20 protein-coding genes are annotated in these 19,362 nt (G+C 68.4%); 12 read left to right on the top strand and 8 right to left on the bottom strand.

The window, feature by feature from the left end; all coding sequences use genetic code 11:
* Nucleotides 1–9: 9 nt before the first annotated feature.
* Nucleotides 10–936, bottom strand: a complete 927-nt coding sequence (locus tag JTE92_RS05560) for a DNA-binding protein (RefSeq protein ID WP_232353449.1) — start codon at nt 934–936, stop codon at nt 10–12.
* 140 nt (nt 937–1,076) lie between these two features.
* Here JTE92_RS05560 and JTE92_RS05555 point away from each other — a divergent pair, with 140 nt between their 5' ends.
* Together JTE92_RS05555 and JTE92_RS05550 are read left to right on the top strand one after the other, a co-directional pair.
* On the top strand, nt 1,077–2,198 hold the full coding sequence (locus JTE92_RS05555) for a site-specific integrase (RefSeq protein ID WP_063241387.1): 1,122 nt from the start codon (nt 1,077–1,079) through the stop codon (nt 2,196–2,198).
* 235 nt (nt 2,199–2,433) lie between these two features.
* Nucleotides 2,434–2,859 (top strand): hypothetical protein, encoded by a 426-nt coding sequence (locus tag JTE92_RS05550; protein ID WP_063241386.1) that lies wholly within the window; start codon nt 2,434–2,436, stop codon nt 2,857–2,859.
* A 114-nt stretch (nt 2,860–2,973) separates the two neighbouring features.
* On the opposite strand, the gene JTE92_RS05545 is transcribed toward JTE92_RS05550, so the two are convergent.
* From JTE92_RS05545 to cls, 3 genes are all read right to left on the bottom strand, one after another.
* Nucleotides 2,974–3,321, bottom strand: a complete 348-nt coding sequence (locus JTE92_RS05545) for a hypothetical protein (RefSeq protein WP_084254784.1) — start codon at nt 3,319–3,321, stop codon at nt 2,974–2,976.
* 315 nt (nt 3,322–3,636) lie between these two features.
* Nucleotides 3,637–4,281: a TetR/AcrR family transcriptional regulator gene (locus tag JTE92_RS05540; protein WP_063241384.1), complete on the bottom strand. Its 645-nt coding sequence runs from the start codon at nt 4,279–4,281 to the stop codon at nt 3,637–3,639.
* A 112-nt stretch (nt 4,282–4,393) separates the two neighbouring features.
* Nucleotides 4,394–5,830, bottom strand: a complete 1,437-nt coding sequence (cls, locus tag JTE92_RS05535; protein ID WP_063241383.1) for a cardiolipin synthase — start codon at nt 5,828–5,830, stop codon at nt 4,394–4,396.
* A 476-nt stretch (nt 5,831–6,306) separates the two neighbouring features.
* On the opposite strand from cls, the gene JTE92_RS05530 reads away from it, so the two are divergent.
* Nucleotides 6,307–7,062 (top strand): response regulator transcription factor, encoded by a 756-nt coding sequence (locus JTE92_RS05530; protein WP_063241436.1) that lies wholly within the window; start codon nt 6,307–6,309, stop codon nt 7,060–7,062.
* On the opposite strand, the gene JTE92_RS05525 is transcribed toward JTE92_RS05530, so the two are convergent.
* Complete coding sequence (locus JTE92_RS05525) at nt 7,059–8,897, bottom strand: phosphodiesterase (protein ID WP_063241382.1); 1,839 nt, start codon at nt 8,895–8,897, stop codon at nt 7,059–7,061. The genes JTE92_RS05530 and JTE92_RS05525 overlap by 4 nt on opposite strands.
* Before the next feature lie 257 nt (nt 8,898–9,154).
* Here JTE92_RS05525 and JTE92_RS05520 point away from each other — a divergent pair, with 257 nt between their 5' ends.
* The 3 genes from JTE92_RS05520 (at nt 9,155) to JTE92_RS05510 (ending at nt 12,103) form a co-directional block, all read left to right on the top strand.
* Complete coding sequence (locus JTE92_RS05520; protein WP_063241381.1) at nt 9,155–10,774, top strand: methyl-accepting chemotaxis protein; 1,620 nt, start codon at nt 9,155–9,157, stop codon at nt 10,772–10,774.
* 211 nt (nt 10,775–10,985) lie between these two features.
* Nucleotides 10,986–11,582 (top strand): HAD domain-containing protein, encoded by a 597-nt coding sequence (locus JTE92_RS05515; protein ID WP_063241380.1) that lies wholly within the window; start codon nt 10,986–10,988, stop codon nt 11,580–11,582.
* Nucleotides 11,583–11,734: 152 nt separating this feature from the next.
* Nucleotides 11,735–12,103, top strand: a complete 369-nt coding sequence (locus JTE92_RS05510; RefSeq protein WP_063241435.1) for a 5-carboxymethyl-2-hydroxymuconate Delta-isomerase — start codon at nt 11,735–11,737, stop codon at nt 12,101–12,103.
* Nucleotides 12,104–12,365: 262 nt separating this feature from the next.
* Here JTE92_RS05510 and JTE92_RS05505 read toward each other — a convergent pair whose 3' ends face one another.
* Together JTE92_RS05505 and JTE92_RS05500 are read right to left on the bottom strand one after the other, a co-directional pair.
* A complete protein-coding gene (locus JTE92_RS05505) occupies nt 12,366–12,824 on the bottom strand; it encodes an HU family DNA-binding protein (protein WP_063241379.1) in 459 nt (152 codons plus the stop codon).
* Nucleotides 12,825–13,106: 282 nt separating this feature from the next.
* On the bottom strand, nt 13,107–13,346 hold the full coding sequence (locus tag JTE92_RS05500; protein ID WP_063241378.1) for a hypothetical protein: 240 nt from the start codon (nt 13,344–13,346) through the stop codon (nt 13,107–13,109).
* Nucleotides 13,347–13,454: 108 nt separating this feature from the next.
* On the opposite strand from JTE92_RS05500, the gene JTE92_RS05495 reads away from it, so the two are divergent.
* From JTE92_RS05495 to JTE92_RS05485, 3 genes are read left to right on the top strand one after another with little or no spacing between them, the layout of a single operon-like run.
* The gene (locus tag JTE92_RS05495) at nt 13,455–13,817 is read left to right on the top strand and encodes a PepSY domain-containing protein (protein ID WP_063241377.1); all 363 of its coding nucleotides are present in this window, start codon (nt 13,455–13,457) and stop codon (nt 13,815–13,817) included.
* A gap of 59 nt (nt 13,818–13,876) precedes the next feature.
* Entirely contained in the window at nt 13,877–14,575 is a 699-nt protein-coding gene (locus JTE92_RS05490) for a response regulator transcription factor (RefSeq protein WP_063241376.1), read from the top strand.
* Complete coding sequence (locus tag JTE92_RS05485; RefSeq protein ID WP_063241375.1) at nt 14,576–15,916, top strand: sensor histidine kinase; 1,341 nt, start codon at nt 14,576–14,578, stop codon at nt 15,914–15,916.
* Between the two features lie 19 nt (nt 15,917–15,935).
* On the opposite strand, the gene JTE92_RS05480 is transcribed toward JTE92_RS05485, so the two are convergent.
* Nucleotides 15,936–16,433, bottom strand: coding sequence for an Mpo1 family 2-hydroxy fatty acid dioxygenase (locus JTE92_RS05480; protein WP_063241374.1), 498 nt, complete (start codon nt 16,431–16,433; stop codon nt 15,936–15,938).
* Between the two features lie 173 nt (nt 16,434–16,606).
* Here JTE92_RS05480 and JTE92_RS05475 point away from each other — a divergent pair, with 173 nt between their 5' ends.
* The 3 genes from JTE92_RS05475 to JTE92_RS05465 all read left to right on the top strand — a co-directional run bounded on the left by JTE92_RS05475 (nt 16,607) and on the right by JTE92_RS05465 (nt 19,250).
* Complete coding sequence (locus JTE92_RS05475) at nt 16,607–17,332, top strand: Crp/Fnr family transcriptional regulator (protein WP_063241373.1); 726 nt, start codon at nt 16,607–16,609, stop codon at nt 17,330–17,332.
* A 27-nt stretch (nt 17,333–17,359) separates the two neighbouring features.
* Nucleotides 17,360–18,217: an arylamine N-acetyltransferase family protein gene (locus JTE92_RS05470; protein ID WP_063241372.1), complete on the top strand. Its 858-nt coding sequence runs from the start codon at nt 17,360–17,362 to the stop codon at nt 18,215–18,217.
* Nucleotides 18,218–18,485: 268 nt separating this feature from the next.
* Nucleotides 18,486–19,250: an SDR family oxidoreductase gene (locus JTE92_RS05465; protein ID WP_063241371.1), complete on the top strand. Its 765-nt coding sequence runs from the start codon at nt 18,486–18,488 to the stop codon at nt 19,248–19,250.
* The last annotated feature ends 112 nt before the right edge of the window (nt 19,251–19,362 follow it).

The raw sequence follows: 19,362 nt of genomic DNA, 5'->3' as shown, positions 1-19,362 counted from the left end.
CGCCGCGGCTCAGCCGCCCGGCACCGCGCGAATACGCAGCAGGCCGCTGGCGCCGCCGGCCAATGTGCCCCGGGCCGGGCGCCCACGCCGGCCCACGGCGGCCACGCCCGCGCTGGCTGCCTCCTTCTTCTGTTCGCGATATTCGACAAGCATCGCCTCGCGCTGTCGGACGCGCTCTTCCAGTACGGCAATCGACTGGCTCAGGCGCGTCATTTCGCTGCCCTGGCGTGATGCCGCTTCGGCAGCGTGCGCAAGCCGCTCCAGCGCGGCCTTGCGTTCGGTTTCCAGCAACTTCTGCGCATCCTTGCCCGCCACGCGGGCCGCATCCAGTTCCAGCGCCAGCCGGCGTTCGCTGGCCGTGGCGCGGGCGGTCATGGTTTCACGCTCCTGGTCCCACGCGGTGCGTTCCGCGGCGAATTCCCGCTGCAACGAGACCCGGGCCTCCAGCGCGACGCCAGCCTCCGCGCGCAGCGTCTCGACCTGCTGCTGCAGGGCTGCAGCGCGGGCTTCGGCCTGCGCGCCGCGCTCCAGCGCCTCGTCCCGCGCGCGCGTCATTTCCGCCATCGCCGCTTCGGCACCGTCCAGCCGCGCCTGCATGACCAGGCGCTCCTGCTCCAGCGTTTCCCGTTCCCGGGCCAATGTCGCCTGCGCCTCGGCCAAAGCCGTTTCCCGCTGGGCCAGCGCGGCTTCCGCCTGCGCCCGGGCCACCTGCAACGCGGCCTCCCACAGGTAGCGCGCCGCTTCGGTGACCGGTTCCGGGCAACCCGGTTTGGGCGCGAAGCCTTGCGGATCCTGCAAGCGCCCGCCGAGCGCGGCAAACCATGCGTCGAGGTGGGGGCTGACGGTGTTGGGCGAACCGCGGCCCAGATGCAGGCGGATGCGTTCGATGGTCGGACGCTGGCCCGCCTTGAGCAGGCTGTCGGCGGCGGCCCACACGTCGTCGCGGGTGATGCCTCGGGAGCGGAGTGTTTCCATAGTCGGGTCCGGAAAAACCAAAATAAGGTTCGATAATGGAAACTTATCGAGCGCTATTTGATGTTTTTGTATGATATGCTACAGCATACATCATATTTATTATGATAACAGCCGACCCGCCAACCAACCCACCGCAGCTTGCCTCCGATGTCGAATTCCCGGCGCCGCTTCGCCCGTCTGAACTGGATCCCCTCGCCGAACAGGCCGCGAACGCGCTACGCCGCGAAGGCGAGTCGTCCAACACCGTGGCGAGCTACCGCTCTGCCCTGCGCTACTGGGCGGCCTGGCACGGGCTGCGCTACCGCCAGCCGATCCGGCTTCCGCTTGCTCCTGCCGTCGTGGTTCAGTTCATCGTCGACCACGCTACGCGGCAAACGCCGCACGGGCCTGTCTGTGAACTACCCCCGGCGATCGACCAGGCGCTGGTCGCTGATGGATACAAGGCACGACCCGGCGCGCCCGCGCTGTCCACGCTGACGCACCGCCTTGCGGTGCTGGCCAGGGCCCACCGCCTGCAGCAGTTGCCCAATCCCTGTGCCGACGCATCGGTGCGCGAGCTGATGTCCGGCATCCGCCGCGCCTATGCGCGCCGCGGACAGCGCCAGGCGCGCAAGGCCGCGCTCACGCGCGACCCGCTGCTGCGGCTGCTCGCTACCTGCGACGACTCGCTGCGCGGCGTGCGCGACCGCGCGCTGCTGCTGTTCGCATGGGCCAGCGGCGGCCGTCGCCGCTCCGAGGTCGCGCGCGCGACGGTGGAGAACCTGACGCGCGTCGCGCCGGGTGAATTCGTCTATGTGCTGGGCTGGTCCAAGACCAATCAGTCAGGCCGCGACCATGCCGATGCCGCCAAGCCGGTAACGGGCGCGGCGGGACAGGCGCTGGAGGCATGGCTGGCCGCCTCGGGCATTGCCGGCGGGCCGTTGTTTCGCCGCATCCGGCGCGGCGGACATGTGGGCGAAGGTTTGTCCGATGCCGCCGTGAGCCGCATCGTCAAGGCACGCTGCGTGCAGGCGGGACTGGAGGGCGACTACTCCGCGCATTCGCTGCGCGCGGGCTTCGTCACCGAAGCGGCAGCGCAACAGGTGCCGCTGGCCGAGACCATGGCGATGACTGGCCACGCCAGCGTCGCCACGGTGGTGCGCTATTTCCGTGCGGCGGACATGCAGCGCTCGCGCGCGGCGGACCTGCTCGGGCCGGCACAAGCGGAAGGACAAAACGGCTAGCGGGCGCAGAACGCGGCGCAAATGCGGGTATTTCGCTATCCCCGTGCGCTGGCCCGGGATGCGTCAGGTGCCTATACTGGCAGGCGCGCCGGACATTGCCAGATGCGCTGGCCGGCAGCACCCGGAGGTCCGGGGCAGGTGATGGCGACCCGCCCGGACAAGCCCACGATGTGCGCCGGAATGCGTGCCGGAGCGAGCAGACCGGCTGCCGGGCCAGACCAGTGGAAACGCGGAGATGGGCATGCCCAACGAACAATTCCTCGCCACCCAGGAAACTCGCCGCTCGGGGCTGCAAGCCTTGCGGGCGGCCTTGCTGCAAGTTCACAAGGAAGTCATCGGCTACGACCGCAGCCAGTACGAACGGCTGAACGGCCCGATCCCGGCCGGACTGTTTGTCCAGCTGGTCACGGAGGACAACTTCTTCCGCTGGCTCGATCCGCTGTCGCGGCTGATCATCGAGGTCGATGAGGAACTTGAATCCAAAGAACATCACGACGAGACCTGCCGTGCCGTGGCGCGCGCCGCCGAAAAGCTCTTCAGCGACGGCGCCGATCCTGGCTTTCGCAAGCGCTACCAGGAAGCATTGCAGGACGAATCGGGCGTCATCGTGGCGCACGGGCGCCTGATGTCCGTGATCGGCCAGTTGCGGCAGCTGCCCTAGCTGCCGTGGCGTGCGGTCAGGACGTAGCGTCCGACGCCTGGCGGCGGGTGCGCCTCACCGCCAGGAGGGATCGCCTGGAAGTCGTACGCCCTGGCCATCCCGGCCAGACGTCCGTCACCGGCCCCTGCCTCCGCCTCGTCCGCCACGTCCGCCAGCGGCCCAGCCACCTTTGCCACGGCCGCCGCCGCCATGCCAGCCGTGGTGTCCGTGGTGTCCGTGGTGTCCGTGGTGTCCGTGCTTCCAGCTGCGGCCACCGCCGCCATAGATAAAGGCAAAGCTGCCGTAGTAGCTGCTGTATCCCGGTCCGTAATAGGGATAGCCGGGCGCGACCGGATAGCCGCTGTAGTACGGCGAGCTGACCGGGTATGCGGGATAGGCCAGGTAGTCGTCGCTGGCATAGGGATAAGCCACGCACCCGCTGACCAGCGCCGCCGCAAGCAACATTCCATATCCGTAGCGCATGGGTCCCTCCTTGCATCGCCAGCCTGGGTTGCAGGCACCGGGTTAGACCGCCGCGGCTGCCACGCAATTCCACCGGCGCCCGGCCCGCAATTGGCGTGCCTTGGCTGGCAGTGCGCCGCAGCCCAATCCAAGTCGCGACAATTCAGGGACATATTTAGGATTTGTCCGATATTCGCATGAGAAAGCCCGTATTACATTGCCCTTGCACCCGGCCCGCGGGTGCCCCGACAGAGCCAGGTTGCCCCCCTTCCTGGTTCCTTGCACTGCCACGATGGTCCCCGCCATCGTGGCATTTTTTTTGTGCGCGGCGCGGTGTTACAGGCCCTTCTCGACCATTTCCAGCAGCCGTTGCCCGAGCGGCTCGGCCATTTCGCGCGCGCGGCTGCGCAACGGGCCGTCGATCAGCAGGATCGCCAGGCCATGCACTGCGGACCAGGCCAGGTACTCGGCACCGGGCCGCCGCTCGGGCGGCAATACCCCCGACTCCACCAGCTTGTCGAGCGCAGCGCCAAGCAACTGGAACGGGTTGAGCCCACTGTTGCCCGCCTTGGCGGGATCGGCGTCATCCTCAACCTCATCCGGCACGGAGAATGCCGTGCGGAACAGGCCGGTTTCCGCCAGCGCGAAGCGCAGATAGCCCGTGCCAACCGCGCGCAGGCATGCGCGCGCATGCGCGGCGGCGCCACGGCCCGGGCGCAGTCCGCCAATCTCGGCTTCCATGGCAATCGCCAGCGACGACAAGGCCGACGCCCGCACTGCCTGCAGCAGTTCCTGCCGGCTGGCAAAGTGCCGGTAAGCCGCATTGGGAACAACGCCGGCGCGGCGCGTGGCTTCGCGCAGCACAATGGCGTCGGGGCCGCCTTCGCGGGCCAGGTCGATGCCGGCGTCAAGCAAGGCGCGGCGCAGGTCGCCATGACGGTAAGTGGCGCGCGCCGGTGGCGCGGGGACGGCCGGCTTCATGCAGCTCCCCTGTGATGCTGGATTCGGTTCATTATCTGTAGGCGCTTATAGTGAACAGTGTACACAAACAAAGCGCCGTCGGCTGGCCGCAGGCCGGTATCCGCAGTCCGTATCAGAGGATGGGCGCGAACAGCTTGGCCACGTGCATGGCCACGCGCAGCGGCGCGGGCGCGCCCAGGAACTCATCCAGCCCGATGCGCGTGGCGTTGGCGAAATCGGCTTCCAGCATGGCCGCCACGTCGGCTGCGAAGCCCTTGTCCGCCGTCATCACCATCAGCTCGAAGTTGAGGCGGAACGAGCGGTTGTCGAGGTTCGCCGTGCCCACCGCGGCGGCTTCGTCGTCGATCAGGATCACCTTCTGGTGCAGGAAGCCCGGCTGGTAGCGATACAGCTTGATTCCCGCCGTCACTGCCTGGTACGCATAGATGGTGGACGCCGCGTAGACGACCACGTGATCGGGACGCGCCGGTATCAGGATGCGGACATCGACGCCGCGCAGCACCGCCAGCCGCAGCACGGCAAACACCGCCTCGTCCGGCACGAAATACGGCGACGTGATCCACAGCCGGTGCCGGGCCGACTGGATCGCCTCGACAAAGAACAGCGAGCACGTTTCCTGCGAGTCCGCGGGACCGGTCGGGACCACCTGGCAGGTCATGCTGCCGCCCACCTCGGGTGGCGGCATCAGCAGGTGCGGGACTTCGCGAGCGGCCCAGTACCAGTCTTCGGCAAAGGACATCTGCAGGTCCAGCACGGCGCTGCCGCGCAATGCGATATGGGTATCGCGCCACGGCGCCAGCGGCGGACGCTCGCCCAGATACTCCACGCCGACATTGTGGCCACCGATAAACGCCTCGCGCCCGTCCACGATGACCAGCTTGCGATGGTTGCGGAAGTTGAGCTGGAAGCGGTTGACGAAGCCGCGATGCGTGGAAAACGGCCGGGCATCGACGCCCGCCTCGAGCAGCGTGCGCACGTAGCGGCGCGGCAGCGCATGGCAGCCGATGCTGTCGAACAGGAAGTAGACCTTGACGCCGGCCTGCGCGCGCTCGCACAGCAGCGCCTGCAGGCGCCGGCCCAGCGCATCGTCGTGGACGATGAAGAACTGCACGATCAACACCTGCCTGGCCTGGCCGATCGCGGCAAAGATGGCATCGAAGGTCTGCGTGCCGTTGACCAGCAGCCGCACATCGTTGTTGGCCAGGCATGGCATGCCGGTCAGGCGCGGCAACGCGCGCATGCAGACCTGCGTTGGCTCGTGCACCACGCAGGCGCTGCGGGCCTCGCGTTCGCGCGGGGTCATGCCGTGGCGGATCTCGCGCAGCCGGTCGTCATTGAAGCGGCGCGCATCGACATAGCCGGCAAAGGTGCTGCGCCCGAAGATCAGGTACGGGACCAGCGTGACGTACGGCATCATCAGCAGCGACCCCGCCCAGGCGATCGCGCCAGGCGCGGTGCGCACCGTCATGACGGCGTGCAGCGCCGCCACCACGCCGACGACGTGAAAGGCCAGGAGGATGACGGCGATGACACTCGGGCTCTGCAGCATCGGTGGCTTGAGTCCCCGGACCGGAACACGATGCGCGCTATTTTGGCACACCGCGGGCCGGATGTTCATGCGGCGGCGCACGGCTTGCCTTCTTTTTTGGCACGCCGATGGGATGACGGTGCCATGCGGCCGCCAGGTCCGGGGCTGGCCCGTTGTCCACAGGATCTGTGGACAACTTCGTCTCCCTTGCAAGCCGGGCTGGCCATCAATGGCTGTCCGTTACCGCGCTGGAACAAAAAGGGCAAAAACGGCGAACTTTTCGGAAACCTCCGATTGTTCCACGGCACGCGGCTTTTTACCTTTGAGGCCGCACGGTGCTCCGCCATTCGCAGCTGGCATGCGCGGCGCTTCGGTTCCGGCGCTTCGGTTCCGATCCCGTTCAAACGCTGGCCGGTACCTGTCCGCTATCCGTCCGCTATCCGTCCCGTTCCTGCCGTTCTCACACGCCATCACGCTCGCTTCGTATGCCGTCGCCGATCACTATTGCGCTGCTGCTGGGCAGGTCGCCCCAGTTCCACGACGTACCGGACCTGCTGGTGCGCTCGGGTTTTCGCTGCAGCATCTTCGACGCGGGCCGCGACCTGATCCACAGCGCCCTGCAGCAGACCTACGACATGCTGCTGCTTCCCGACGAAGTGGCCGACATCCCGGCCATCGACGTGATCCGCGCAGTGCGCAGCGCGCGCTCGCGCGATGTGCCGATCATGATGCTGGGCAGCGACAGCAGCGAAGACCGCCTGGTCGATGCGCTGGATGCCGGTGCCGACGACTACATGTGCCGCCCGCTCAGCCACCGCGTGCTGCTCGCGCGCATCGCCGCGCTGCGCCGCCGCGTCACCGGCGAGCGTTTGCGCCAGGGGCTGGTGGTGCGTGCCGGCCCGTACCAGCTCAACAGCGTCGGGCGCTTCGCCACGCTGCGCGACGAGCGCATCGAACTGACGCCGAAGGAATTCGACCTGGCCATGCTGCTGTTTTCCAATGCCGGCCGGATGCTGCCCAACAGCCGCATCGAGCAGACGGTATGGCGCCATGAATTGCCGCCGCTGTCGCGGGCGCTGGCGGGACTGATGTCGCGGCTGCGCAAGACGCTGCGGCTTGGCATCGAGAACGGCATCCTCGTCACCGTCGTCTATGCCCATGGCTATCGGCTCGACGTGCTGGAGGAAAGCAGCCTGCCGCGCCTGCCGGCAGCCAGCCGCACGCTGCCCGCGCGCGGGCCATCCGGCTGCTAGGCCGGCAGCGCCGCCGCCAGCAAAAGGAAGTCGAGCACCGCCATGCCCGTGGCCGAACGCTTGGCCTCGCGCTTGGCCGCCGCCGCGGCGGCGCCGATATGCCGGCTGCCCAGGCGCTGCAGCGCAGCCACGCCCTCCCCGCTCACGCACACCACGCCCGCCGCCATCGATACCGGCGGAAAGAACACCGGCAGGCCGTGCCGGTCTTCGCCCTGCATGCCGCCTGCAGCACGATCCCCCGGCGCATACATGGCGAGTGCCGCATCGTTGAAGCGCCGGATCGCCTCGTGCATCCGCGCCGGCCAGTCGCTGCTCTGGAACAGCACCAGAAAGTCGTCGCCGCCGACATGGCCAAGGAAATCGCGCGCCGGGTCGCACACCTCTGCCAGGATCGCCGCGGCGCCCTTGAGCATTTCGTCGCCCTTCCAGTAGCCGTACTTGTCGTTGAACGGCTTGAAGTGGTTCAGGTCGACATAGCACGCGCGGAACTCGCTGGCGGCGTCGATCAGGCGTTCGATATGCTGGTTGAGCGGGATATTGCCCGGCAGGAACGTCAGCGGGTTGGCATAGCGTGCGGCCTCCATGCGCACTTCGGTGATCGCGCGGATCAGGTCGGCGCCGGTGCCCAGCCCGATATAGCGGCCCTGCTCGGTGATCAGGAAGCCATCGGCCAGCGAGCGCGTATTCTCTCCGGCCAAGATCTGCGCCATTTCCTCCAGCGTCGCGCGGCGCTCGAAGCAGGCCGGTTCCCGGTTGGCCATGGCAATGCAGGCCTTCTTGCCATACAGCTCGCGGTGGAACGGTGCGGCGTAGCGGTCGATAAAGCCCTGGCGGCCGATGATGGCAAGCGGCCGGCCATCGTCATGAACCACCGCCACGGCATGCAGCTCGGGCTGGTCCTGGAACATGCGCAGCACCGCGTCGTTGCTGGCGGCGGGCGATACGGTCGGTGCCGGACGCAACAGCCTCCCGGCAGTCATGCCGGACCAGCCCGAGCGCACCACCTGCGGAAACACGGCGATATGCCGGGATGCCAGCGTGCGCCGCACCTGCGGTGCCGCCTGCGTGTCCGGATGCGCCGAGGGCCGCCCGATGTAGTAGCCCTGCGCGCCGGTCACGCCGAGGTCGCGGACCACCGCAAGTTCTTCCTCATGCTCGATTCCCTCGGCAATGACACGCCCGCCGAAGGCGCTCATCATGCGCATCACCGCACGCAGTATCTCCAGCCGCCGCGAGCACGAGGCGATGCCGCGCACCAGCGACTTGTCGATCTTGACGAACTGCGGCGACAGATGCGCCAGCAGGTCCAGGTTGGCATGGCCGGAGCCGAAGTCGTCCAGCGCATACTGCATGCCCAGCTCGCGCAGCAGCAACATGGCCGCGCCGAAGCTCGCGGCATCGCCGATCGGGGTCTGCTCGGTGACCTCGACCACCAGCCGCGACGGTGCGATACCGGCTCGCAGCAGCGCCGCCGACAAGCGCTCGCGATCGGCCAGCAGATATCGCAACGTCATCGGACTGAAATTCAGGAACAGCTTGCCCGGCAGTTCCAAACCGCGCCAGGCGGCCAGCGCGGTGCGCGCCGCCTCGATTTCCAGCGCGACGGTGTTTTCCACGCCCTGCGCAAGACGAAACAAGGCTTCCGGCAATGCGTAAGGCGACCCTGCCGGGCCGCGGACCAGGGCTTCGTAGCCGAGCAGCTCGGCATTGCCGGCCTGCACGATCGGCTGGAACACCGCATGCAGCGGCGGGAGCTGCGCGCGTGGCACCGCCGACCCGGCAGGCATGCCTGGTGCGAGGTGGAACGGTGGCAGTGCGGCGTGGTGGCCGGGCATGAATGGATCCGGAAGGCGAAGAAGTTTTGCAGGGCACAAGTTTCTGAGGCGGGCCACATTGCATGACATGAATATGACGGCACGATGACAGTCCCATGCCTGTCATGTCACGCCGGCGTCACGTTGATCGGTCACCATCCGTGCGCCGCCAGCGACCCTCCCGCCCGAGGAAGGCGCGACGGCAAACCGGGTCAAGCCCGGGCTGCGCTGCCGCCCGCTGCGGTTGGCTGGACGCGCGCCCGTCTGGAGTCATCTCCGTGTTGCACGTCATCAAGCCAAGCCTGCCGGGCCGTCGCCCGGCTTTTTCCGCACTGGGCCGGGCCGTCTCGCGCCTGAACCGCCTGCCGCTGGTCGCACGCCTGTGCGCCGCCTTTGCGCTGGTCTACCTGTTCGGGGCCGCGGTCGGGTTGACCGGTATCGCCAACCTCGTGTCGATCAAGGCGCGCACCGATACCCTCTACCAGCAGGACATGCATGGCGCCATGTCGGCCGAGCGCGCGCATTCGGCGCTGGCCGCACTCGGCCGCGCCCAGCTGGCGCTGACCATGGCCACCAGCGGCGCCGAGCGCGACACCGCCGCCAGCGAGATCGACCAGGCGCTGGCTCGGCTCGACACGGCGCTGGCCGGCGTGCGCCAGGCCAATGCCACGCAGGCCGGGCCGCTGCTCGACGCGCGGCAACGCGCCGCCGAGCTGGTGCAAGGCTATGTCGCGCTGCTGCGCAAGCAGCCGCTCGATCCGCTGCAGTTCGACAGCGCGGTCTCGGTCGAGGGCCACTTTGTCACCGAGCAATTGCAGGCGCTGAGCCTGCGTATCGAGGCGGTGCGCGTGCGGCAGGAGCGGCAGGCCGCCGCCACCGTGGCAAGCGTCGCCAGCAGCCAGCTGCGCGCGCAAGCGTGGATGGTGGCCCTGCTCGGCGCCAGCCTGCTGGCCGCTGCAGGGCTGGCGTGGATCGCGGCACGCAGCCTGCGTGCCGAACTGGGCGGCGAGCCGCGTGACGCCGCCGAGATTGCGCGGCGCATTGCCGCCGGCGACCTGACCGCCACGATCGCGCTGCATCCCTCCGATCGCAGCAGCATGCTGCACCACGTGGCAGGCATGCGCGACCAGCTCGCCGGCGTGCTGGCACGCATTCATGGCTCCGCGCAGGAGATCGCCGCGGCCAGCCAGCAGATCGCCGCCGACAATCACGCCTTGTCGGCCCGGACACAACTGCAGGCCAGCGCACTCGATGCCGCGGGTGCCAGCATGGAGGCGCTGGCGGGGCGCGTTGCCGACGCACACGCCCAGGCGACCGAATCGAGCCTGCTGGCCGACCAGGCGCGCACCGCCACCGATGCCGGCGCAGACGTGGTGCGGCAGATGCGCGGCGCCATGGACGCGCTGCACGGGCACTCGCGCCACATCGCGGAAATCGTCAGCGTGATCGAGGGCATCGCGTTCCAGACCAATATCCTGGCGCTCAACGCCGCCGTCGAGGCCGCCCGGGCGGGCCCGGCCGGACGCGGCTTTGCCGTGGTCGCGCAGGAAGTGCGCGCGCTGGCCCAGCGCAGCGCCGATGCCGCGCGCGAGATCGGCGGCATCATCGGCACGGCCACGCATGAAATCGGCATGGGCGCGCGCCTGAGCGGCGACGTGGTGGCAGCCATGGAGCGTATCGCCACCGCGGTCCGGCACAGCCATGCGCTGGCCGGAACCCTGTGCGCGCTGGCCGACCAGCAGGCCGCCAGCGTGCAGGCGGCTGCAGGATCCGTCACACAGCTGCGCCAGACCGCCCAGCAGAATGCCGCGCTGGTCGACGAACTGGGTGGACAGGCCGGACGCCTCGATCACCAGGCCGCAGTCCTGGCCGACGATGTGGCGCGTTTCCGCTTCTGAGCGTCAAGTTTCAGCGCTTTCCGGTCTTGCGGATAAGACAGACAGATGTGTCTGCGCGAAACATTTGACATGACGAAGTAACCGGCATTTACGTCTTCCTCGACAAAGTTACAGATCTGTTTCAACTGAAGCGGTGCCAGTTACGTGCAGGCCGCCGGCTGCCTAGTAATCTTGCCGCACACCAACTGAACTGGCATCCGCCCAGGAAACCATGGCTGAACGACTGATCATGCTGGACGTACCCGGCGTCCTGTACTCCGACCGCTCCCGCGCCCGCCTCGGCGGCATTCCGGATTCAGGCACCCTGCGCGATGTCAGGTTCTTTGACCCGATTGCGCTCGGCTTCGTCCGCCGCCTGTTCGGTGTCGCCGGTGCGCGCGTGGTGGTGTCCGATGCCTGGCGTCGCGGCACGCCGGCCGCGATCCTGCAGCAGCTGGACCTGCAGATCGAAGCCATGGCCCCGGCCGCCACCGGCGGTCACGGCGCAGAGATCGCCGCTTACTTTGCGCAGGCCGCGGCGCCCGTCCATTACGTGATCCTGTCGTGCGCCGCGCCCGAATCCATGCCGGAAGCCATGCGCGATCACCTGGTCAGCGTCGATCCGGCGCTCGGCCTGACGCTTGAAAACTTCCAGCAGGCGCTCGGCATCCTTGGGGTGGCCTGCCCGTCGACCGTAATGCCCGCGCCCAAGCTCGATGCCGGGCTGAAGGCCAAGCTGGAACAACTGCAGCAGCTGGCGCGCGAGAACCCGGCGCGTTTCGCCACGGAGCAGGCTGCGCAAGTCATGCGCGAGTACGTCCACGCCTGATCCGCAGCCACCTTTGCGGCAAGCCAAGCGGGGCGCCTTCGGGCGCCCCGTTGCATTCCACGTGGCGCGCGATCCCCGCTTGTTCCCGTATCATGCTCGCTTTCGCCGGCATTCCCGCCGGCAACATCGCCAGGATCATCCAGGATACCGCCATGCCCCACCTCGTCATCGAACTCACGGAAAACACCCGCCTGAACTGCTCGCAGGAAGAGTTGCTCGATGAAGCCAACGCCGCGCTGCTGGCGTCGGGGCAGTTCCAGGAGGCCGATATCAAGTCGCGCTGCATCACGCTGTCGACCTACCGCCAGGGCGTGGATGCCGCAGATCGCGCGTTCGTCCATGCGCGCCTGTCGATCCTCGATGGCCGCGACACTGCCGTGCGGCAGGCGCTGGGCCAGGCCGTCTGCGACGTGATCGCCGATGCCGTGCGCACGGGCGTGGAGGGCGGGCAATCGGTGCAGGTATCGGTGGAAGTGTGCGAGATGCAGCGCGCGACCTACGCCAAGCAGGTCATTGCCTGAGCCGCGATTGCGCCCCAACACTACGCACCAACGATTGCCGAACCAATAAAAAACCCGCGACCTTCTCAGGCCGCGGGCACCAGCTTCGGGGAAGACGCCGAAGCCTGTCACGGGGAGCGCCCCCGCACCCATGACGTCTGGGATTCTAGGACGATGCCCGCGCTGGCGGATTGACCTGGATTAAATGCTCCGCATTGTCCGAGCCATGAAAAAAGGAGCCGCGAGCGGCTCCTTTTTTCATTGGGACAGGCTTTGGCGCAGATCAGGCCGCGGCGTCCTTCAGCTTCTTCAGCGGGCGCACCTTCACCTTGACGCTGGCCGGCTTGGCCGGGAACCAACGCTCTTCACCGGTGAACGGATCCTTGCCGAAGCGCTTCTTCTTTGCCGGAACTTGCTGCGCCGTCACCTTCAGCAGGCCCGGCAGCGTGAACTCACCAGCGCCCTTCTTGTTCAGCGCGCTGACGATGGTGTTTTCCAGATGGGCCAGAACCGTCTTCACGGTCTTGGCTTCCAGTTCCGTCTGGGCTACCAGGTGAGCGACCAGGCTCGACTTGTTGAAGGTGTCCTTCAGCGGGCGCGCAACGGGCGCAGCAGCGGAAGCAGCCTTCTTGGCCGGCGCGGCCTTCTTGGCGGCAGCCTTCACGGGTGCCTTGGTTGCCGCAGCCTTCTTGGCAGCGGGCTTGGTTGCAGTCTTCGCGGTCGGTTTCGCTTTGGTCGCCATATCGATATACGTAAGTTGAACGATGGATGCCGGCTCATCGTTTTGCATCGCTCAGCAGCGCTGCGCAAAACGCCTTGTCGGCGCCCACTGAATCATAGCGGAAACAGCCGTAAGTCAAGGGGTTTTCGTGCATGCGATGCGCAAAACCTCGTGAAAACCCCGTGAAAACCCCGGTTTTTGTCGCGGCTTTGCCTCAGTGAAAACGCGAAGAGGGCCTACGTACCCCCGTTTTGGCGCTTGCGCGCGCAGCACGACGCGATCACGCGGACCATTTTCCGTGCCTCAGTCGCGCACCGAAAACGCAAGCAACGGGCCCGCAAACAACGTGCCGAGTGCGTGCAGCGGCAGCGATGCATCGGCCTGCGCCCATGCATGCGACAGCGCCGACAGCCCGGCCTGCATGCCGAACACGCTGGCCACGCACAGCAGCGAAACCGGTACGACAGCGGCAAGCGCCAGGGCGCGCAGGCGCCTGCCGCGAAGGGTCGGCGAAAGGCTGGCGAGGGGCTTGAGTCGGGACATGTCCGGGTTCCTTGAATGGGATGAGGGCATTGTCGGCAGCGCCGTCTGAACCCGGGCTGAGCGTTTCGTTCAGCCCGCGTTCAGGCTTTTTGATGCAAACTTCGGGCCATGAAGCATGTTCCTGCGCCGCTGCCGCGCGCTGCCCGCCTGCTGTCCGCTGCCGCACTGGCTGCGCTGCTGGCGCTCGCGGCCATGCCTGCGGCGCATGCCGACAAGGATGCAGACCGAGCCCGCGCCGCGGTGCAGTCGGGCGAAATCCTGCCGCTGTCGCGCATCCTCGAGACCGTCTCGCGCCAGTATGCCGGCGACGTGATCGGCGTCGAGCTGGACCGCGACGACGGCATCTGGCAATACGAAGTCAAGCTGCTGCTGCCCGGCGGCTCGGTGGCCAAGCTCGAATACGATGCGCGCACGGCCGCGCTGATCAAGGCCAAGGGCCGCGGCCTGGAAGAGGCGCGCAAGAAGCCGTGAGGGCGCGCAAGAAGCCGTGAGCGCGCGCCGGCCGCCAACCTGCCCACCGGAAGACACTGATGCGCATCCTGCTGGTTGAAGACGAAGCTGCCCTGGCCGCGCAGGTCCGGGCCAGCCTGGCCGACGCGGGCTACGCGGTCGACGTCGCCACCGACGGCATCGATGCCTGCCACCTGGGCGAGCACGAACCGTACGACGCCGTCATCCTGGATCTGGGCCTGCCCCGGCTCGACGGCCTGACCGTGCTGCGACGCTGGCGCTCCGCGCAAGTCAATGTGCCGGTACTGATCCTGACCGCGCGCGACAGCTGGACCGAAAAGGTCGAAGGCATCGACGCGGGCGCCGACGACTACCTGGCCAAGCCGTTCCGCATGGAAGAACTGCTGGCGCGGATCCGCGCGCTGATCCGGCGCGCGCACGGCATGGCCGTGCCGGAGCTGCAATGCGGGCCGGTGCGGATGAACCCGCGCGCCGGCACCGTCTCCGTCGACGGCGCGACGGTGGTGCTGACCTCGCATGAATTCCGCGTGCTGGACTACCTGATGCACCACCCGGGCGCGATCGTCAGCAAGACCGCGCTGACCGAACACATCTACGCCCAGGATTTCGACCGCGACAGCAATACCATCGAGGTCTTCGTCGGCCGGCTGCGGCGCAAGCTGGGCGTGGACGTGATCGAGACGGTGCGCGGCCAGGGTTACCGGCTGCGGCCGCCGCCGGGCCCCGGCAACGCCGACGCGCCTTCGACCCGCGCGTAGATGCCCGCCCGCCTGCGCCGTTCGCTTGCGCTGCGCCTGCTGGCGCTGGCCGCGATCTGGCTGGCCGCGGCGCTGGGCGGCAGCGGCTGGCTGCTGTCGACCCTGTTCGAGCGCCATGTCAACGATACCTATGTGCGCCAGCTCGACCACCAGCTGGCCAGCCTGGCCGCCGCGCTGGACTGGAGTGCCAGCGGCAAGCTGGTGCTGACGCGCGCCCCCGCCGATCCCCGTTATGAATTGCCTTACTCCGGCGCCTACTGGCAGGCGCGCGCGCCGGGCGCATTGCTGCGCTCGCGCTCGCTGTGGGACACCGAAATGCCGGCGGCAGTGGAGCGGCGCCTGGCCGGCACACAGGCCGAAGTGCGCCCCGGTCCCAACGATCAGTCGCTGCTGGTGGTATCGCGCCGCCTGGTGCTGGCCTCGGCGGATACCCCGGTAGAAGTCTCGGTCGCGCTGGACCGCACCGAACTGCGCGCCGCCCGGCGCAGCTTCAACCGCATGCTGGCGTGGTCGCTGACCGCGCTGGGGCTGGGCCTGATGCTTGCCGTGGCGGCACAGGTGAAATTCGGCCTGGCGCCGCTGGCACGGCTGCGGCGCGCGCTGGCAACGATGCAGTCGCGCCGCGAGGCGCGCCTGGGCGGCGACTGGCCGACGGAGGTGGAACCGCTGGTCAGCGAAATCAACGCGCTGCTGGCGCGCAACGCGCAGGCGCTGGAGCGCTCGCGCCGCCAGGCGGCTGACCTTGCGCATGCGGTCAAGACGCCGCTGGCGGTGCTGGCCAATGAGTCCGCGGCGCTACCGGGCAGCGCCGCCTCGGCCGTCGCCGCGCAGGTGGAAGCGATGCGCCGCCAGGTCGACCGCCATCTGGCGCGCGCCCGTGCCGCGGGCGCGGCAGGCGCGCGCGGCATGCGTACCGAGGCCGGGCCCGCCGTGCGCGAGCTGGTGCGGGCACTGTCGCGGCTGCATGCCGCGCGCGCGCTGGCGCTGGAAGTCGAAGGCAACGGCCATTTTGCCGGCGACCGGCAGGACCTGGTCGAGATGCTCGGCAACCTGCTGGACAACGCCTGCCAGTGGGCGCGCACGCGCGTGCACATCACGCTGCGCGAGGCCGGCGGGGAACTGGAAATCCTGGTCGAGGACGACGGCCCGGGCATGCCGCCCGAGGTGCGCGAACTGGCCGCCGCCCGCTTCGGCAGGCTGGACGAGGCGGCTGCCGGCAGCGGGCTGGGCCTGGCGATCGTCACCGAGATCGCCGCCATGTACGAAGGCAGCCTGGCGCTGGCGACCAGTCCCCTGGGGGGACTGTCGGCGCGGCTGCGGCTGCCGGCGGGCCTGCCCTGACGCCCGTCGAATTCTCCTGTCAGTGCGCGCGTGCCGCCATCGCGTCGCGCGTGTCGCGCGCCAGTCCCAGCGCGAAGGCGGTCTCGGCGACCAGGAACAGCGGGCCGATCAGCAGGCCCGCCAGGTCGTCGACAAACGCCGGCTTGCGCCCTTCATAGTAATGGCCGATGAACTGGATAATCCACCCCGCCACGAACAGGCCGAGGCCGATGGCCAGCCACGCAGCGGTCGGCATGGCGGCGATGTGCGCCCCGGCATAGAGGAACAGCGCCAGGATCGACGCCATCACCACGCCGAAGCCCAGCGACAGGCGCAGGTAGAACAGGCACGACAGGATATACAGCAGCATCGCCGGCGTCAGGTGGGCGGAGCCGTCGCCCAGCGGCATGGCCGGACGCGCCAGCAGCGTGGTCACCGCCAGCACGATCATCGGGATGCCGATGAAATGGGTGACGATATTGCGCGGATCACGGTGGTAGGCGGCGTAGTTGGCCAGGTGCTCGATCAGGGTTTTCACGGGACGTCTCCTTGTGTGCGCAGGCATGCGCGGAAGCTGCCGCCTGCTGCTGTCCGCGCTCGGGTCGCGATGTGGATTTATAGTAGTGGGCGCGTACCGGCGGGTCTGTCTGGTTTTTGACAATCCGCCGGCACACCGGCTTTGACGACCTTTCGCCCCAACAGGAGACCGTCATGGAATCCGCGCCCCCGCCGCACCGCCGCGCCCCGCTGCCGGATGACGACCCGCTGGCCGCGGTGCGCGCCGGTGCCTGGTTCAGCCAGCTGCCGCCGGCGTTGCGCCAGGCGCTGCTCGACGACGGCTGCCTGCGCCGGCTGGTGCCCGGCCAGACGCTGTTTGCCCGTGGCGACCGCTTCGACGGCCTGTACTGCGTGGCCAGCGGCACCGTGCAGATCCATGCCAGCGGCGAATCGGGCAAGGCGGCGTTGCTGGGGCTGCTCGAGCCCGGCACCTGGTTCGGCGAGATCTGCCTGTTCGACCGCCTGCCGCGCACGCACGACGCGCGCGCAGTCAGCGCCGCAACGCTGTGGCACGTGCCGCGCGCGCCGCTGGAGCGGCGCCTCGCGCAGCATCCGGCTTGGTGGCAGGCGTTCGGCCGGCTGCTTGCGGCAAAGACGCGCCAGGCTTTCGACTATGTCGAGGAAACGCAGCTGTTGCCGCCCGCGGCACGCATTGCCCGGCGCCTGGCGGCGATCGCGCATGGCTACGGCAACCTGCCGGCGCATGCCGACGCGGTGCTGCGCGTGCGCATCCCGCAGGAACAGCTGGCGCAGATGCTCGGGCTGTCGCGCCAGACCGTCAATCACGCCCTGCGCGAACTCGAAGCGCGCGGCTTGCTGCGGCTGGAATACGGCGGCATCGAGCTGCTCGACCTGGCCGCGCTGGAAGCGCTCGACTGAATCCACCACCGGGGAGCCTTGCCTGCCATGATCACACTCGATGCCGCCCAACTCGATGCCTATTGCGCGCGGCTGGGCATCGCCGCCCCGCCCTCGCCCACGCTGGAGGCGCTCGACGCCGTGCTCGGCGCGCAATTGGCCAGCATTCCGTTCGAGAACATCGATCCGCTGCTGCGGCGGCCGGTCAGCATCGATCTCGACGCCGTCTTCGACAAGCTGGTCACGCGCGGGCGCGGCGGCTACTGCTTCGAACTCAATACGCTGCTGGCGGCAGCGCTGGGGGCCTTCGGCTTCAGCGTGACGCCGCTGGCCGCGCGCGTGCGCTGGGGCGTGCCCGATGGGGTCGAGACCGTGGCATCGCATATGCTGCTGCGCGTGGAAGTGGCGCATCGCAGCTATCTCGCCGACGTCGGCTTCGGCGGACCCACGCCGTTCCGCGCAATGGCGCTGTCCGCACCTGCCGACGACGACTTCCCCTACCGGCTCGCCAGCTCCCCGCCGGAAGCCGCCGGCAGCGCGTTCCACAGCTTTGACCTGGAGGCGCGCGGCGTTGCGGGCTGGATCAAGGTCTACCGCTTCGACCTGACGCCGCAGCCATGGATCGATTTCGGGCCGCGCAACTGGTATGTCTCGACGCATCCGGACAGCGTGTTCCTGCGCCGGCTGACGGCCGCGCGCACCGTTGGCGGCACGCGCGTGACGCTGGCCGATGGCGACCTGGGCGAACGCGCGCCGGACGGCAGCGTGCGGCGCCAGCGGCTGGAAACGCCAGAAGCCGTGGTGCAGGTCCTGGACGAACGCTTCGGCATACGGCTCGACGATGCCCTGCGGCACGGACTGATGGCCGCGCTGCCGCCCTTGCTCGCGGCTAGCGCGCACGCATGACCGCATGAAACGCGCGGCGTGCGCGCCACCTTGCAGTGTTGCCGTGCCGCGCTGCACCAGACCTCCATGCACGCCGCGCATTGCCCGCAGAAAGAATGCTGATATGGCCGCCATCCGGGCCGCGGCGCTGTGGACTCGGCCGCCGCGGCACCACCATAATGTCCTGGCGATGCAGCGCTTGCGCCGCATCGCCAGGACCACAGCGCGGCAGATCCGCCGCCTGCATGAAGCCGGCCGCTGACGCCGGCGCAGCTATACAGGAGACTCCATGTCATTGTTCGATCTGACGGGCAAGGTTGCCATCGTCACCGGCTCCTCGCGCGGCATCGGCCGCGCCATCGCCGAGCAGATGGCTGTCCAGGGCGCCAAGGTAGTGATTTCTTCGCGCAAGGCCGAGGCCTGCCAGGAAGTGGTTGATGCCCTCAATGCACGCCATGGCGCCGGCACCGCCATCGCGGTGCCCGCCAATATCTCGTCGAAGGAAGACCTGCAGCATCTGGTCGACGAAACCAACCGCACCTTCGGCAGGATCGACGTGCTGGTCTGCAATGCCGCGTCCAACCCGTACTACGGGCCGATGGGCGGCGTCTCGGACGACCAGTTCCGCAAGGTGCTGGACAACAACGTCATCTCCAACCACTGGCTGATCCAGATGGTGGCGCCGCAGATGATCGACCGCAAGGACGGCTCGATCATCATCGTGTCGTCGATCGGCGGCCTGCGCGGCTCGCCGACCATCGGCGTGTACAACATCTCCAAGGCCGCCGATTTCCAGCTGGCGCGCAACCTCGCGGTCGAATTCGGGCCGCACAACGTGCGCGTCAACTGCATTGCGCCGGGCCTGATCAAGACCGACTTCGCGCGCGCGCTGTGGGAAGACCCCGAGCGCTACAAGCAGTCCACGCAGGGCGCGCCGCTGCGCCGTATCGGCGAACCCATCGAGATCGCCGGCGCGGCCGTGTACCTGGCCTGCGCCGCCAGCAGCTTCATGACCGGCCAGGCGCTGGTGGTCGATGGCGGCGTGACGATCTGACCGGCATCCCGGGTCGTACCTGAGCTTCTGACGCAAGCGTTGCGCGTGCGCCGGCCTGTCCGGCGCACGCCGCTTTCTTTGCATTGCCCTCAACCTGCAGCGCAGTTACGGG

It is taken from the genome of Cupriavidus oxalaticus, from assembly GCF_016894385.1.
Lineage (GTDB): Bacteria > Pseudomonadota > Gammaproteobacteria > Burkholderiales > Burkholderiaceae > Cupriavidus > Cupriavidus oxalaticus.
The sequence above is the reverse complement of the archived record's forward strand: the minus strand, read 5'-3'. Positions and strand labels throughout refer to the sequence as shown.